At 65.1% G+C, this 14,678-nt stretch carries 12 protein-coding genes; 5 read left to right on the plus strand and 7 right to left on the minus strand.

The window, feature by feature from the left end:
- The first annotated feature begins 1,034 nt into the window (after nt 1–1,034).
- From K340_RS0111965 to K340_RS34250, 4 genes are all read left to right on the plus strand, one after another.
- Nucleotides 1,035–2,780: a type I restriction-modification system subunit M gene (locus K340_RS0111965; protein WP_029136878.1), complete on the plus strand. Its 1,746-nt coding sequence runs from the start codon at nt 1,035–1,037 to the stop codon at nt 2,778–2,780.
- Nucleotides 2,777–3,991, plus strand: a complete 1,215-nt coding sequence (locus K340_RS34245; protein WP_051266018.1) for a restriction endonuclease subunit S — start codon at nt 2,777–2,779, stop codon at nt 3,989–3,991. The genes K340_RS0111965 and K340_RS34245 overlap by 4 nt, the downstream gene beginning before the upstream one ends.
- Nucleotides 3,991–7,122, plus strand: a complete 3,132-nt coding sequence (locus K340_RS0111975) for a type I restriction endonuclease subunit R (RefSeq protein ID WP_029136879.1) — start codon at nt 3,991–3,993, stop codon at nt 7,120–7,122. The genes K340_RS34245 and K340_RS0111975 overlap by 1 nt, the downstream gene beginning before the upstream one ends.
- A gap of 253 nt (nt 7,123–7,375) precedes the next feature.
- Entirely contained in the window at nt 7,376–7,975 is a 600-nt protein-coding gene (locus tag K340_RS34250) for a heavy metal-binding domain-containing protein (RefSeq protein WP_051266021.1), read from the plus strand.
- A 326-nt stretch (nt 7,976–8,301) separates the two neighbouring features.
- On the opposite strand, the gene K340_RS0111985 is transcribed toward K340_RS34250, so the two are convergent.
- Together K340_RS0111985 and K340_RS35860 are read right to left on the minus strand one after the other, a co-directional pair.
- Entirely contained in the window at nt 8,302–9,084 is a 783-nt protein-coding gene (locus K340_RS0111985) for an abortive infection family protein (RefSeq protein ID WP_211229396.1), read from the minus strand.
- A gap of 395 nt (nt 9,085–9,479) precedes the next feature.
- Nucleotides 9,480–9,620, minus strand: a complete 141-nt coding sequence (locus K340_RS35860; protein ID WP_154674211.1) for a hypothetical protein — start codon at nt 9,618–9,620, stop codon at nt 9,480–9,482.
- Nucleotides 9,621–9,750: 130 nt separating this feature from the next.
- On the opposite strand from K340_RS35860, the gene K340_RS0111995 reads away from it, so the two are divergent.
- Nucleotides 9,751–10,776 (plus strand): hypothetical protein, encoded by a 1,026-nt coding sequence (locus tag K340_RS0111995; protein WP_029136881.1) that lies wholly within the window; start codon nt 9,751–9,753, stop codon nt 10,774–10,776.
- Between the two features lie 34 nt (nt 10,777–10,810).
- On the opposite strand, the gene K340_RS29555 is transcribed toward K340_RS0111995, so the two are convergent.
- The 5 genes from K340_RS29555 to K340_RS0112020 are packed head-to-tail and all read right to left on the minus strand — an operon-like array spanning nt 10,811 to nt 14,566.
- The gene (locus tag K340_RS29555; RefSeq protein WP_154674213.1) at nt 10,811–11,173 is read right to left on the minus strand and encodes a hypothetical protein; all 363 of its coding nucleotides are present in this window, start codon (nt 11,171–11,173) and stop codon (nt 10,811–10,813) included.
- A gap of 3 nt (nt 11,174–11,176) precedes the next feature.
- Nucleotides 11,177–11,503: a hypothetical protein gene (locus K340_RS0112005; protein WP_154674214.1), complete on the minus strand. Its 327-nt coding sequence runs from the start codon at nt 11,501–11,503 to the stop codon at nt 11,177–11,179.
- Complete coding sequence (locus K340_RS29560) at nt 11,500–13,326, minus strand: type IV secretory system conjugative DNA transfer family protein (protein WP_051266027.1); 1,827 nt, start codon at nt 13,324–13,326, stop codon at nt 11,500–11,502. The genes K340_RS0112005 and K340_RS29560 overlap by 4 nt, the downstream gene beginning before the upstream one ends.
- Complete coding sequence (locus tag K340_RS0112015) at nt 13,326–14,252, minus strand: hypothetical protein (protein WP_154674215.1); 927 nt, start codon at nt 14,250–14,252, stop codon at nt 13,326–13,328. The genes K340_RS29560 and K340_RS0112015 overlap by 1 nt, the downstream gene beginning before the upstream one ends.
- Nucleotides 14,249–14,566, minus strand: a complete 318-nt coding sequence (locus K340_RS0112020; RefSeq protein WP_029136884.1) for a hypothetical protein — start codon at nt 14,564–14,566, stop codon at nt 14,249–14,251. The genes K340_RS0112015 and K340_RS0112020 overlap by 4 nt, the downstream gene beginning before the upstream one ends.
- Nucleotides 14,567–14,678: the final 112 nt, after the last annotated feature.

Here is a 14,678-nt window from a genome sequence, read left to right on the forward strand (position 1 = left end):
GTCTGCTGTCGATGTCATCGTGAATACCTGCCGTCCTATCGCTGAACCGGGAAGGGCGGCACGCGCCGGTCGGGCGGGCGGACAAGACAGTGACGGGGCCTCTGGCCAGGCTCCTATAAGGTCACGACGCCCGTCCGGCAGGTGCCGAATACGCCACCACACCAGCCCGGACGACACATCCCGTTCAGGACACCACGGTCAGTCAGAGCAAGAGTCAGACCGGACCAGCGCGGCAGCACCACCATCCTCACTGTCAAAGCAGCACCGCATAGCCCAGCACCGGCAACTCTCCGCGCTCGTTTCCACTCGCGACGCCACCAGGACCTGCGTCGGCGGTGGCATTCAGTGCGACGGCCGCCACCAGCTGCGGAGATCGACTTCCGCAGCACCTGCAGGTTCCCCCCCGACTTGCCCCGGTGGTCACCAATGCCAGCCCGGCCACGTCATCGTTTGACGGCTGCTGCCGCGCCACTGCGGGGCAACAGCAACAGCGGCCACCGCACCCACGCATGCCTGCAGCATCGAGGTACACACCCGAGTGCGTATCCACCGACCGCACCGAGTCAGAACAAGGCCTGGAATTCTGAAAGTGCCCCGGCGACAAACTTGCGGGCATCGGCCTTACACGACAGCATCAACTACAGGCAGGCAGGCAGGCGCCGGGCCGGCCCCCTGACGCTCCCCAGACCTCAAGTATTGGATGAAGCTGTCGTCGCGCGGCCGAGAGGAGCGTCGAGGAGTGTGTGAGACTCCGGTGGACGAAAGCGGCGCTGAGGTGAGGGGTCTCTGATGGCGGGCACGGTCCACGAAGTCCTCAGCAGTTACGACCCTCGGGCGGGCGCGAGCAATGCTGAGTCGTCCCTCGCGACGCCGCTGGAGGAGCGGTGCGGGCGCGAAGGCGACAGACCGGCAGCGCCAGAGTTGGCAGAAGCGCAGAGCCGCCGCTCGGCGGCGACGCGCGGCTCTGACTGCGGGACACGCAACGCCATGTTCGGCAGACTGAGCTCCACCTTCGAGTCTCGTAAAGGAACAACGTGAGCACACTCGGTAGCTTCATCTGGTCGATCGCTGACCAGCTCCGGGGGCCTTATCGCCCCAACCAGTACGGAGCGGTGATCCTCCCGTTCACGATCCTGCGACGCCTCGACTGCATCCTCGAACCCGACCGGGACGCCGTCCGCGAGCTTGCCGCTAAGTACAAGAACCCCAACCGACTCAAGGTTGAGGTGGCCAAGGCCACCGGGCGGCCGTTCTACAACACGTCGAACTACTCGTTCACCAATCTCCTAGCCGACGCTGATGGTCTAGCTGACAACCTCACGGACTACCTCGATCGCTTCTCCGCCGACGTCGACGTGTTCGAGTACTTCGACTTCAAGAAGGAGATCCTGGCGCTCGAGAAGGCCGGACTCCTGCGCGAGATCGTCAAGGCGTTCGGGGCGGTCGACCTACACCCCAAAGCGGTGTCCAACTCGGACATGGGGGACGCGTTCGAGTACATCATCCGGAAGTTCAACGAGGCCGCGAACGAGACATCTGGTGACCACTACACGCCACGTGACGCGATCCGGCTGCTGGTCGACCTGCTCTTCGCCGAGGAGGACGCCGGTCTGAGCGAGCCCGGCATCGTCCGGTCGCTGTATGACCCGACCGCAGGCACCGGCGGCATGCTCTCCCTGGCCGAGGAGCACCTGCTCGCGCAGAACCCGGATGCGCGGCTCAGCCTGTTTGGCCAGGAGTACAACCCGCAGTCCTACGCGATCTGCAAGTCCGACATGCTCGCCAAGGGCAATGACGCAACCAACATTGCGTTCGGCAACACGCTCACCGATGACGCGTTCAAGGGTCGCCAGTTCGACTTCTGTATGTCGAACCCGCCCTACGGCGTCGATTGGAAGCAGTACGCCAAGACGGTCACGAAGGAACGCAACGAAGCGGGCCCCTACGGACGCTTCGCGCCAGGCCTTCCGGCGACCTCAGATGGGCAGATGCTCTTCCTGCTGCACCTCGCCCACAAGATGCGCGCGCCCGAGGATGGCGGAGGTCGCGTCGGCATCGTGATGAACGGTTCGCCGCTGTTCAACGGCGGAGCCGAGTCGGGACCGTCCAACATCCGCAGGTGGCTGCTGGAGAACGACCTTGTCGAGGCGATCGTCGCGCTGCCGACCAACATGTTCTTCAACACTGGCATCGCTACCTACATCTGGATCCTCGATAACTCGAAACACCAGGACCGCAAGGGCAAGGTGCAACTGATCGATGGCACGTCATTCTGGACCAAGATGCGCAAGAACCTCGGGTCAAAGGGCCGCGAGATCAGCGACGACGACCGCACCCAAGTGGTGCGCTTGTACGCCGATTTCACCGATGCCGACCCGGATTTCTCAAAGGTGCTACGCAACAACGAATTCGGCTACTGGACCATCACCGTCGAGTGGCCTCTGCTGGAGGACGACGGCAAGCCCGTGGTTGATCGCAAGGGCAAGCCGAAGGCCGACGCCAAGAAGCGCGACACCGAGAACGTCCCGTTCACCTACGGGGGCTCGGCCGCCGGCGCCTCGGCGCAGCTCGAGGTGATCCAGGCCTATTTCGACGCCGAGGTGAAGCCGTACGCCCCTGACGCCTGGATCGACTGGGCCAAGGTCAAGACCGGCTACGAGATCCCCTTCACCCGCCACTTCTACAAATACGCCCCACCCCGCCCCCTCGCCGAGATCGACGCCGATCTCGAAAAGCAGGTCGCCAAGATCCTCGACCTGCTCCATAAGGTAGAGGGATGACCGGCTCAGTACGCCTCAAATGGCTGCTCTCGGAGTCCGATGTGAGGGCGAAGACGGCTGCGGAGACGTTGCCGTTGCTGTCGGTCTCGATCAGCTGGGGTGTCCGGCGTCGCGAGGCGTCAGACGGGACCACGCGAGCTGCGTCGGAGGATCTATCCAACTACAAAGTCTGTCGCGCGGGTGACCTCGTCATCAACCGAATGCGCGCGTTCCAGGGCGCGCTCGGTATCGCCCCGGAAGACGGGGTCGTGAGCCCGGACTATGCCGTGTTGCGAGTCGACCCGAAGGTCGACAAACGGTGGCTGAACTATTACCTCTCCAGCGGATCGACCGTTTCAACCATGGCCAGCATAGTGCGCGGCATCGGTGGCACGGAGGCTGGGAACGTCCGGACTCCTCGTCTGAACGTCAGCGACCTGCAATCGATGAATGCTCCTCTAGTGTCGGAAGAGGAGCAGCGCGCGATTGCCGACTACCTCGACCGCGAGACGGCCCGCATCGACACGCTCATCAAGGAGCAGCAACGCCTGATCGAGATGCTCGACGAGCGGCGCGTCGCCGTCATGAATCGTGCGGTTCGTCAAGGGATCCGCGGGAACTTACGTCTTCGACCCCATGATGATCCGTCCATCGGGTCGATTCCAGAGGGCTGGCAGGCGTTCCCGCTTCGCCGCCTTGCAACTTCGCTCGACGGCGCTCGAATCCCCCTCAGCGCCGAAGATCGAGCCCTCCGGCAAGGTCCGTATCCGTACTACGGTGCGACCGCAATCATCGACCGTGTTGATGATTTCCTGTTCGACGAACCGCTCGTACTCGTGGCCGAGGATGGATTCGGTCTTTTGTTCCGATCTAAACCGATTGCTGTCGCCGTTGACGGGAAGATATGGGTGAACAACCATGCGCATGTGTTGAGAGCCAACGATGTCCCCGCGCCCCTTCTGGCAGCGAGAATCGAAGTCGAGGACGTTGCGCCGTATCTCTCGGGATCTCGTCAACCAAAGTTCACCGCGGGTGCACTTAAAGGCATGCGACTCTCATTCCCACCTCCAGAAGAGTGGCAGGAGATTCTGGATTACCTCGACGGCGAGACTGGAAAGATTGACACCCTCATCGAAGAGACCGAAAGATTCTTAGGACTCGCCCGAGAGCGCCGGTCAGCCATCATCACCGCTGCTGTGACCGGTCAGATCGACGTACGGGGAGTGGCGTGATGGCGGATCACAACGAAGTCGTCTTCGAGACCGAGATCTGCGCGCACCTCGAGGCCCACGGTTGGCTGTACTCGGCAAACGACGCCGACTATGACAGGGAGCGCGCCCTGTTCCCGGACGATCTGTTCGCCTGGTTGGACGAGACGCAACAGGCGGCATACGCGAAGGCTTTGAAGGCTGCGGGGTCGCAGGCGAAGTTCCTCGACGTCCTGGTTGCTGCGCTCGATAAACCGCTCGAGCATGGTGGCGGGACGTTGAACATCTTGCGCAATGGGGTGCAGTACATCGGTGGTGGCCGGTTGAAGATGGCCCAGTTCCGTCCGGAGACCAGCCTGAACGAGACGACGAACGCCGAATACGCGGCGATGCGGGTCCGGGTGATGCGGCAGGTGCACTTCTCCACCGCCGACAAGCGCAGCATCGACCTGGTCTTCTTCGTCAACGGCATCCCGGTGGCCACGGTCGAGCTGAAGACCGACTTCACCCAGTCGCTGGACGAGGCGATCAACCAGTACAAGAAGGACCGCAACCCGATCACCAACGGCCGCACGGAGCCGCTGCTGTCGTTCGGACACCGGGCACTGGTGCACTTCGCCGTGTCGAACGACCTGGCCGCGATGACCACCAAGCTCGAAGGAGAAAAGACCCACTTCTTGCCGTTCAACGTCGGCTTCGACAGCGGCAAGGGCAACCCGCCGGGAGCAGACGGGAAGTCAGCGACGGCGTACCTGTGGGAGCGAGTCTGGGAAAAGGACTCTTGGCTCAACATCATCGGCCGACTGATGATCGTGGAGACCAGGGAAGAGTGGGACATCGCCACGGGGACGTCGACGCGGCGGATGAGCATGCTGTTTCCACGCTTCCACCAGTGGGAGGCCGTGACAAACATCGTCGCGGCCGTCACCGAGGAGGGCGTGGGCCAGCGCTACTTGATCGAGCACTCGGCTGGCTCGGGGAAGACGAACACCATCGCCTGGACCGCGCACCGTCTGGCGCGGCTGCATATCGCGGACAAGAAGGTCTTCGACTCGGTCATTGTGGTCGTGGACCGCACGGTGCTTGATGGGCAACTGCAGGACGCGATTCGGCAGATCGACGGCTCCGGGAAGATCGTGGCGACGATCAGCCCGGAGGATGTCCGTAAGGCTGGTGCGAAGTCCAAGTCCAGCCTGTTGGCGACCGCGTTGAAGAACGGCGAGTTGATCATCGCTGTGACCGTGCAGACGTTCCCGTTCGCGCTGGATGAGATCCGCGCGGACGAGGGTTTGAAGGGCAAGCGGTTCGCCGTGATCGCCGACGAAGCGCACTCCTCACAGTCGGGGCAGATCTCCTCGAAGCTCAAGCAGGTCCTGACGGCCGAAGAGGTCAAGGAGATCGAGGAGGGCGGCGAGGTCGATGTCGAGTCGATCCTGGCCTCGGAGATGACCGATCGGGCCGAGTCGCAGAACATCTCCTACCTTGCGTTCACGGCGACTCCGAAGAACAAGACGCTCGAGCTGTTCGGCCGCAAGGGCCCTGACGGCAAGCCGGCCGACTTCCACCTCTACTCGATGAAGCAGGCGATCGAGGAGGAGTACATCCTGGACGTCCTGAAGGGGTACCAGTCCTACGACACCGCTCTGCAGATCGCGGGGAACGCTGCATCTGGCGACAAGGACGTTGACGAGGCAGCCGCCCGCAAGGGCCTGATGCGATGGGTGCAGCTGCACCCGACAAACATCAGTCAGAAGATCCAGATCATCATCGAGCACTTCCACGCCAATGTTGCGCACCTGCTGGAGGGCAAGGCGAAGGCGATGGTTGTGACCGGCTCGCGCAAGGCGGCGGTGAAGTACAAGAAGGCGATCGATGCCTACATCGCCAAGCGGGTGGCCGACGACGCGTCATACAACTACCGGACGCTCGTTGCGTTCTCCGGTTCGGTGTCGATGGACGAGGATGAGGAGTGGGGCCAGGACTGGGGGCCCGCGCCGACAAAGGATGACGAGTTCACCGAGGGCAATATGAACCCCGGTGCCGGCGCGGATCTGGCGGCCGCGTTCAAGGGTGAGACGTACAAGATCATGCTGGTCGCCAACAAGTTCCAGACCGGCTTTGACCAGCCCTTGCTCTCGGCGATGTACGTCGACAAGAAGCTCTCCGGCGTCACCGCCGTGCAGACGCTCTCGCGGCTCAACCGGACGCACCGCGCCGCAAGTGGGGAGCGCAAGCGCAAGACGTTCGTCATCGACTTCGTTAACAAGCCCGAGGACATCAGGACCTCCTTCGAGCCGTACTTCAAGAACGCCACTCTGGAGACCGAGACCGACCCGTACGTCGTCATCCACCTGGCCACCAAGCTCGCTCAGGCCGGGATCTACAGTGACGACGACGTCCGCAAGGTCGCCGAACTGTGGGTCGCCCGCAAGGGCAACAACGCGCTGTCGGCGGCGATCAGCCCCGCCCAGCACGCCTTCAAGAAGCGCTACGCCCAAGCGATCGAGGCCGACGACAAGGTCACGCTCAACACCCTCGACCTGTTCCGCAAGGACGTCGCCACCTACGTTCGGCTCTATGACTTCATGAGTCAGATCGTCGACTACGGTGACCCGCGCTTGGAGATGCTGTCCATCTTCCTGCGGCTTCTCGAAAAGGTCATCGCAGCGACGGCCTGGGCGGCCGAAGTCGACCTGTCCGACGTCGTCCTCGTCGGGGTGAAGCACAGCAAGGCAACTGCGGTCGACATCGCGTTGACTGGTGACGGCGAGCTCAAGGGCATCAGCGGTGCCGGAACCGGGACGAACAAGGAAGCGAAGTACGTCGCCTTGCAGGTAGTCATCGACAAGATGAACGACCTCTTCGGGGCCGAGGCATTCGCCCAGTCTCAGGTCGAAGAGTTCCTGCAGGGACTGCTGATGCGTTTGCAGGCCGACCCCGACCTGGTGAAGCAGACACGCGTGAACTCCAAGAAGCAGTTCATCGAGTCGCAGGACTTCCGGACCGCCGTCATCGAAGCAATCGCTGACAACCAAGGCGCCCACAACACCATGGCCGACTACTTCTTCAGCGACGGCCCCGGCGTCACCGGAGTCGTCCTGGCGCTCGCCGATGCCTTCTACGAAACTGCGATCGACAAGCCGGTCAGCGCCTGATCACCCGCAGGCTTATTGCGATATCGCTCAGCCACGAGCGCGCGGACTGCCTTCAGGATGTCTGCGGCGTCGCCATTGATCCCATCAACTAGATGGTTAAATACGTAGTACCGCAGCACATTTCGTTCGGGTATTGGTTCGCAAACCGAAGCCGGACCTGAATCTTCCGGCGTGTCCGGAGTCTCCGGACACGCCAGGTCAACTAGGCTCCCACGAATCATTGATTCATCGGCACAGCCTCGAGGGGGAAGCAGTGAAGACCAAAGACATCGCCCGGCAGCAAGGTTTTGACGGCCGGGAATTCGACGCCTGGTTCAGCCAGTCCGGTTATCCGCACCGCACACTGATGATGGGTGGTTTGGAGGTCGATTCTTCGGTCAGTGTCGACGACGTCGTGGCGGCTTTCCGCACCCACCAATCGGAACAAGCCAGCCAGCGCACCCAACAGGAGGCCGATCAGGAGCAGGAGCAAGCCCGAATCTGGCAAGCAATCTCGGAAATGCAGATCACCACCGGATTCAGCTTCGAGGGGTACCGCATCACCCGGTACGCCGGCTACATCTCCGGCGACAGCGCAGTCCAGGTTGACCGGGGAACCTATGGGATCTTCTCCTCGGCTACCGATCCTGGTGCGGCCCTGATGAACTCGATGGGTCAAATCAGGCAGAACGCACTCATCGAGATGAAGGTCGAAGCCGTTCAGCAGGGCTGCAACGCCATCATCGGCGTCGACTTCGACTACCTGAACCTAGCGCCGGAGACAGCGGGTTCCAACGGCGGCGTGGTCTACCTGCCCTACGTCTTCGGGGTGACCGCCAACGGAACCGCGGTTAGCATCGAGAAGGAAGCGTAGTCATCTCTGAATTCAGTCGAGAGCTTCATTCGTCCGAAGCGTTCCTCGCGGTGGCTTCGGCCAGGTGATGGTCTGAGCCCCCTTGCAGCGCACCGGGTTGGCGGACCCGGACACCCCGCGCCCCTCCCGGGCCTTATCAAGCCGCGACACTAGCTGTGGTTTCCGCGACGGAGGCACCGCATCCTGCCGCGGCCACCAGTCCAGATCCGATGGCGAGCGCCAGGAGACGGCTGAGTGCTGCACGACCTGTCATGGCGCCGTCTCACCACGGGACTGTCCCGCTTGGCTTGACAGCAAGAGTCGCCCGAGGCCGCGAGCCCACTTGGCTAAGCCGGGCGAGCTGGCTTCTCAATATGGGTGTCAATGAGGAAGCCAGCGATCGCGAACCCCGTGTTGACGGCGAGTTTCGCATGTCGTGGTGCCGGGCCGGCTGAGCCCTTGCCGCGGCCGTGCGCATCGCTGAGGGCGTTACGCATCCCAGCGAGCCCGCTCACGACGGTCGCGGCTCCACTGAGGATCTGCTTGATGATTTGCTCGGTGTGCTGATCAGGTGAGATCTCCATCGCCGCGGCGGCGGTCTTGTACAGCCGGGCTAGATCCCATGCATCCTCGTACGCCACCGACCGCTCGTCGCAGATGTGCTTGCAGATGCTCTCTAAGGTCGTGCGGGTTGCCGTGATTGCTCCGTCCGGATCAGTGGTCACCTTGGTCAGCGCCGCTCCCCAGGACTTAGCCACCGCCTGCCAATCCTCCAATTTGGCCAGGCCTTCGCCCGCCGCTGCGGCACCTGGGGTCCCGTCGGCCAGCAGGAGCGATCGCAACCGCTCGACTTGCCTCTCTGTGGGCATTCCGTGCCTGATGGGGCCGTCGTAGTTGCACAGTTCGAACAAGAACGCTCGCTGCTGCTCCAGAGGCAGTGCGGCAAGCCCCGTGTCGAACACCTGCCACCGCGACATGCCTCCACCACCCCAGCCCTGGTAGGGGCCGAGCACGTCGGTGTACTCGGCGAAGATGGAGTGCAGTTCGGGTCCGCTAAAGCCTGTCTCCCTGGCGAACATGTCTGTCGCGAGCTTCACGACCTTGTAGGGCAGGCTGTCGGTTGCGGGCACTGTTTCATTCTTGACCATGAGTTGCCGAACATGAGCCAGAGTCGTGCCCGCAGCGCACCGATGAGGATCAAGGTTCCACCCCCAGGGTGAGAATCGGCGGAGAACTCGACGACTCCATCGCCGATCTCGTCGGCGACGAAGACGTATTTGCGTTCGATGGGGCGTTGCGGTGTACCTGCGATCACCCCAGCGACCGGGCAGTAGTTCCGCGGTCCTGTCGGCCTCAGGAACGATGACCATCAGCTGGCTTTCTCGCCCATCGATGTCGAGACCCTGCAGGGTGTCAACGACAACGCTCATAAGGATCGCTGAGCCGCTCCTGGGCGTGACTAGGCGACGCTGACTATGTGGGTCATCCCGTGAACTGTCCCCAAGATTATCGCGGGACTAGGCGCCTACACGGTCAGATCGTCGCCGATCCCGGCCAGCGTCAGCTGCTTGGCCCCGACCACCTCGGCCAGCCGGGCGCCAGTGGCGGCGAATCGGGCGCCCGGGACGGACGGGGTCCTGACAGTCCCGGCGTTCCGGTGAGGCAAGCCAGCAGCCGGGCGCCGTCCGGGGACCGTCCGCCCGCCGGACAGCCCAGCAGCTCGAGGACGGTCGTTTCGCGCCTCGGGCTAGATAACGCTTCGAGGTTACGATCGCGCGAGCGACCCACCCTAGGCCATGGCAGCCTTTGACGAGCCCCTAGAAGTTGGCGGTATCGGTGACGAGGATCTGACTACGACTCCTTCCGACGACGACGATTTCCCTGGTGGAGACGACGACGTCCCGCTGCCGATGGTGGTGGCGTGGGAGGGCTTGGACGCCAGCAGCTACGACGGACAGCTCCGTGAGTTGGACCGGTGGGTTCGGTGGCTGTGTGAAACGTACGTCGTCGATGCTGCGGCGCTCCCGAACTGCTGGTTCCTCCACACTGATCTTCGCGAGGAGTTGGGACACCTCCGGACAGGATGGTCGATGACCCGTCATCCGCAAGCCGGCGTGGGCGCGATCGGTCTGGACTGGGACCGGCATCGGGATGCGACGCTCGTCCGTTGCAAGTCCATGACGTCGGCGGCGGGCTGCAGTCCCAGCGTTGGGCACCGCGACCGCAAGCCGCGGCAGTGGCCGGCCGAACAAGTCGAGCTGTTGGCCGATCACGTCCGGCAGCAGCGGGAAACGCGTGATTCCGCCGGAATCAGCGCGGCTGCGGAGCGCGCCGTATTGGCGGTACTCGCGTCGGCCGAGCTGCGCGATGTGGCATCGGCTGAGGCTCTCGCCGACTCGGCTGCCGACCCGGCCCGCCCCACGCCGGCGGAACGAGTCCGTGCGATCGAGTTGGTAACTCGATCCGCCAACGCCGCCGTCGAGGACGCCGAAGAGCAGGCCAAGAAAGCTCTGCGCGCTCGTCGCGACCTGCTGGCCGCGTCCACGGACGAGGATGTTCTCGATGCGGCGCGAGATGGACTCGCGGATGCCATCGCTGCCCTGGTAGTGGCCGCAGGACGGGCCGAAGACGCGCGCACCGTGGTGGCCGACCCTGCCTTGGTCCATTTGTGGGTGGAGCAGCTTGAGCAGGTCAGCTCTGCCTCGGCAGCCGTGGATGCAGCAGTTGGGCGTTCCTCGGCCGCAGATGGTGGTTCGGCGGCCGCGGTCCTGGCTAGGCACCAGGACGCGACACGGCTGTTGAACAACCCACCGCCGGAGTAGCGATGATCATAAGGGGTTGCTGTTATCGGCCCGATCACGCGTGGCGCATGGCGGCGATGATTCCGACGGAGGCCGCTCGGCGGCCGATGCTGCGCCATTGTTTGGACGCGTCATAGACGTCGTGAAGTCGCCGATGATGCAGTTGGCACAGCGGGGTCAGGTCGTCGTAGTCCTCGTGTCCGAGGCGGGTGTACTCGTGGTGGTGCAGCTCAAGGCCGTCGCACGTGCCGCAGACTGCGCAGGCCGGGTCGGTGTCGGTGTCGGTGCGCTGTCGATGTTCGCGGAACCACCGGGCTCGGCGGCGCAGCCAGGCGGCGGAAGCCATGTAGTCGGCGTAGGCGGCTCGACTGGCGAGCCGTTGTGGTGTCCAGCGGGCACCGGTTCGGGGTGTGCGCACTGGTCATTCACCGCTGTCCGGTTCGAGCGGGGTGGTGCCGGCGGTGAGTTCGTAGACGGCAGTGTCGATGGCGATTTCGCGGGGCATGCCGGCCCAGCGTGACCCGGGCAGCGATCGTTCGGCGACGAGCTGGAGTGTGCGTGTTGCGCACCGCTGGCAGAGAGCGATGACGTCCTCGTAGATCATCGGTGGACCCGCTGGGGTGCGGCGGACCATCACCAGGTCGTCGGGCATATCGCAGATCTGGCAGGCCGGTGGATCGGCGTTGCGCATGTCCCACTGCGCCCGCCACCATCGTCTGAGCCAGTCTTCCCAGTCGCTGTCGCTCACTCGTCAACGACAGCCGGCTCGGCGCCACCAGCCATCAGCGCGACCCGCGCGGCGGCCTGTGCGGCGATGACCGCTTCCCAGCGAGCGCGGTGTTCCTCGAGTTCGGCCGCTTCCGGCCGCCGGAAGTAGGGGGTCATGGTGACCAGCGCCGGTGGGTTGCCCTTGAACAGCATCAGGCCGAGGCCTTCGGGGATGCCGCGGATCTCGCCGGCATCCAACACCGGGCGCAGCCGCACGGTCGAGGACACCGTGTGTTGGGAGACACCGGACCGGGACGTGGACCACGTCTCCTCGTCGCGTTCGCCGGTAAGCAGCATCAGATCCCGCAGCGTGTCACCGGACTTCACGCCGCCAAGGACCATGGTGATGGTGGCGGCGCCCCACATGGCAGCAGCGATGTCCTTGCCCCACTTGGCTTCCACCTGGGCGACGTCCTGGAAGACGACGAAGGTGACGATGCCGGAGCCGCCGAATCCGGAGATGTATTCGGGCAGGTCCGGCAGCGGTGAGAAGTTCGCGATCTCGTCGAGCATCAGGCTCAGCGGCGGGTCCAGGCGCCCGCCGGGTGAGGCGTCGCCGAGCATTTTCGCGATCCGGGTGACGTCGGCGATCAGCGCCGAAAGCATCCGGCCGGCCGGGTCGTTGTCCCGGGCGAGCAGGTACAGGGTGCCGGATCGGCGGAGGAAGTCGACGATGTCGAAGTTCTGTCCGGGCTTCGGCTCGAACCGTTTCCGCACCGCGGCAACGTCCAGGCCGGCCATCGCGACTCGCACTCCGGACCAGGTGTTGTCGCGCATCCGGTCGTCGCCGTTGATGACGCCGGCGAGCATGCCGGCCCATTCAGGTTCGGCGCGGTCGTCGTTCTCCAGGATGTCGATGGCGGGCCGGGCGGTGTCCGGGGTCAGGGACCAGCGCCAGAACTCGTGGATGGTCCGATTGTCCAGGGCCGCGGCGTGCAGCAGTGACTTGAGGACCTCCTCGGTCTTCGCCTCCCAGAAGGAGCCGTTCTCCACGCCTCTGGAGGTGCCCGCCGCCAGCACGTGCGCCCGGGCGGTCGCGGTGTCGCCGTCGACGCAGCCGCGGATCGGCGACCAAGCGATGACCGAGGGCAGCCCGGTGACGGAGCCGTCCGCTGCCAGCACCGCGACCGGCCCTTTGCGCCGTCGGACTTCGTAGGTGGGGGTGAGGACATCGGGACGGATGGACGTCACGATCAGGGCGCCGGGTGCGTCCAGGATCCGGGGAACCACGATGTAAGCAGTCTTGCCGGCGCCAGACGGGCCGAGGATCACCACGGCGTCGCGGACCGAAGTCCACACCGGCTGGTCGGCGGCATCGCCCCAGCACCACCCGTAGTGCCCGGGGTCGAAGGAGCCTGCGGCCGTGTGCGTCGCCGGGCGCAGAGACTGGGCCCGCTGCTGGAGCGCCTGGGTGCCCATCCGCTCGCGGATGTCGCGGGCTTGGGCCATGCCGGGCCGTTTGGCGAGTTCACTGGGCTTGTTCCGCGGCCGGTCATCGAACTTGGCGCGGATCCACAGGAAACCGGCGATGGCCCCGGCGAGCAGCACGACGGTGACGGTGCCGGCGATGGCCCAGTACACGCCGGAGGAGGGCATCGGTGTGTCCCACGCGTTCTCGGGTCCGCCAAGGGCGGCCAGCCCGGACAGGATGCTGCCGCTGGCCGGCCCGTGGCCGGTGAGCAGGCTCGTCGCCTGCCCGCCGGCCCACAACGACAACACCGTGAGAGCGATGAACACCAGCAGTGCCAGCAGCGCGGCCTGCTGACCGTCGGCGAGCGGCTCGGTTTTATGGTCGCGGCGCATCAGGTCTCACTCCTGGTGGACGTGGGGTCGGACAGCCTCGGCGCCGGGATCCGGCCGTCACCGGTCGAGGCGAGGGTCAGCAGACCGCCGTTCCAAGGGGGACGGCCGAGCATGCCGAGCAGGGTCTGCAGTAGTTCGCTGATCGAGTGCAGGGTCCGGGCACCGAGGGCGGCCGATTGTGCCCAGTCCAGTGGCTGCACGGCGACGGCGAACGCGGCCGCGATGTCGTCCGGAGTGCCGGCGGGCAGCAGCGGCAGCGTCACCCGGTGCGCGGCCAGGACTGCCCAGGCCGCGGCGGCGGCTACCGCCGTCGCGGGGGCCGGTCGGACCTGCGGGAGCCCGACAAGAACCGGGGCCGGGCAGTGCTCGGGATCCCCAACGCCGGACGCGAGCAGTTGCAGTGCGGTGCGGGTGATGATCTCGAAGGGCTGCGCGGAGCGGGGGAGCAGCACGGACTCGATGCGGGCGGCCTCGCGGGCACGCTCGACGAGCTGCCCGGCCACATACGGCCGCGGATCGGGCGCGTGGGTGGCCTCGATCCAAACCTGACTGCCGGCGAGATCGCCAGGGGTTCGGCGGCGCCAGGACCGCAGCCCGCCCGGGGCTCCGGCGCCGCGCGGCATCGCCGGCCGAGCGGGCCCGTGGCTGCGCGTCAGGGTGATTGAAGGAGTGAGCCAGTCGATCGGTCCGGCTGCCGGGGTGTGTCCGATCAACGACCAGACGTCCGCAGTCGCGGCGACCGCGAACTCGCCCCGGCCGAGCTGGCGGAGGGCAGGCTGGGCGAGCAGCACGTTCCACCAGGGCCAGCCGTATTGGCGGCCCAAGCCGGCCACTACATCCGCGATCCCGTCGCGGTCGGCTGTGATGGTGCCGGCCGTCCATCGGGTCACGGCGTGGATCAGCTCGCCGTTGCGGGTACCGGTCACCGGGCCCACCCGCGATCCGTGTCCAGCTCGATGCTGCCGCGATCGGCCACGGCCTCCGGGTCGTGCTGGTGGATGCGATGGAGTTCCACGGCCGGCCGGCAGGCGAATTCGAAGCTGATGGTCGAGCGCCGTCCGCTGGAGCCCACCAACACGACAAGCGGATCGCCCTCGGAATCGGCCTGGATCGCTACTACCGAGCCCATGCCGTCGCGGTCAGGCCCGCTGACCTGAAGCTGATCACCTGGGTGCAGCTGCAACATCTGCCGTCGGACAGCGGCGTGCAGGGCGCTGTCCGATGCGCCCGGGCCGGTCACCGCTGTCCTCCAACCACTCCCAGGTCGACCGGGAGGAACGCACGGTGCCAAGCCTGGACCGTCGAGAAGTCGTGTGTCATACCCGCTACTGGGTACGGCCCGCGGCAGTTAG

Origin of the sequence: Nakamurella lactea DSM 19367 (genome assembly GCF_000426645.1) — a bacterium.
In the GTDB taxonomy this organism is placed as follows: Bacteria; Actinomycetota; Actinomycetes; order Mycobacteriales; family Nakamurellaceae; genus Nakamurella; species Nakamurella lactea.

Bases quoted from the DNA above. Each gene is read 5' to 3' on its own strand.
- K340_RS34245 (WP_051266018.1), top strand. From the start codon at position 2,777: ATGACCGGCTCAGTACGCCTCAAATGGCTGCTCTCGGAGTCCGATGTG.
- K340_RS0111975 (WP_029136879.1), top strand. From the start codon at position 3,991: ATGGCGGATCACAACGAAGTCGTCTTCGAGACCGAGATCTGCGCGCAC.
- K340_RS0111995 (WP_029136881.1), top strand. From the start codon at position 9,751: ATGGCAGCCTTTGACGAGCCCCTAGAAGTTGGCGGTATCGGTGACGAG.
- K340_RS29560 (WP_051266027.1), bottom strand. From the start codon at position 13,326: ATGCGCCGCGACCATAAAACCGAGCCGCTCGCCGACGGTCAGCAGGCC.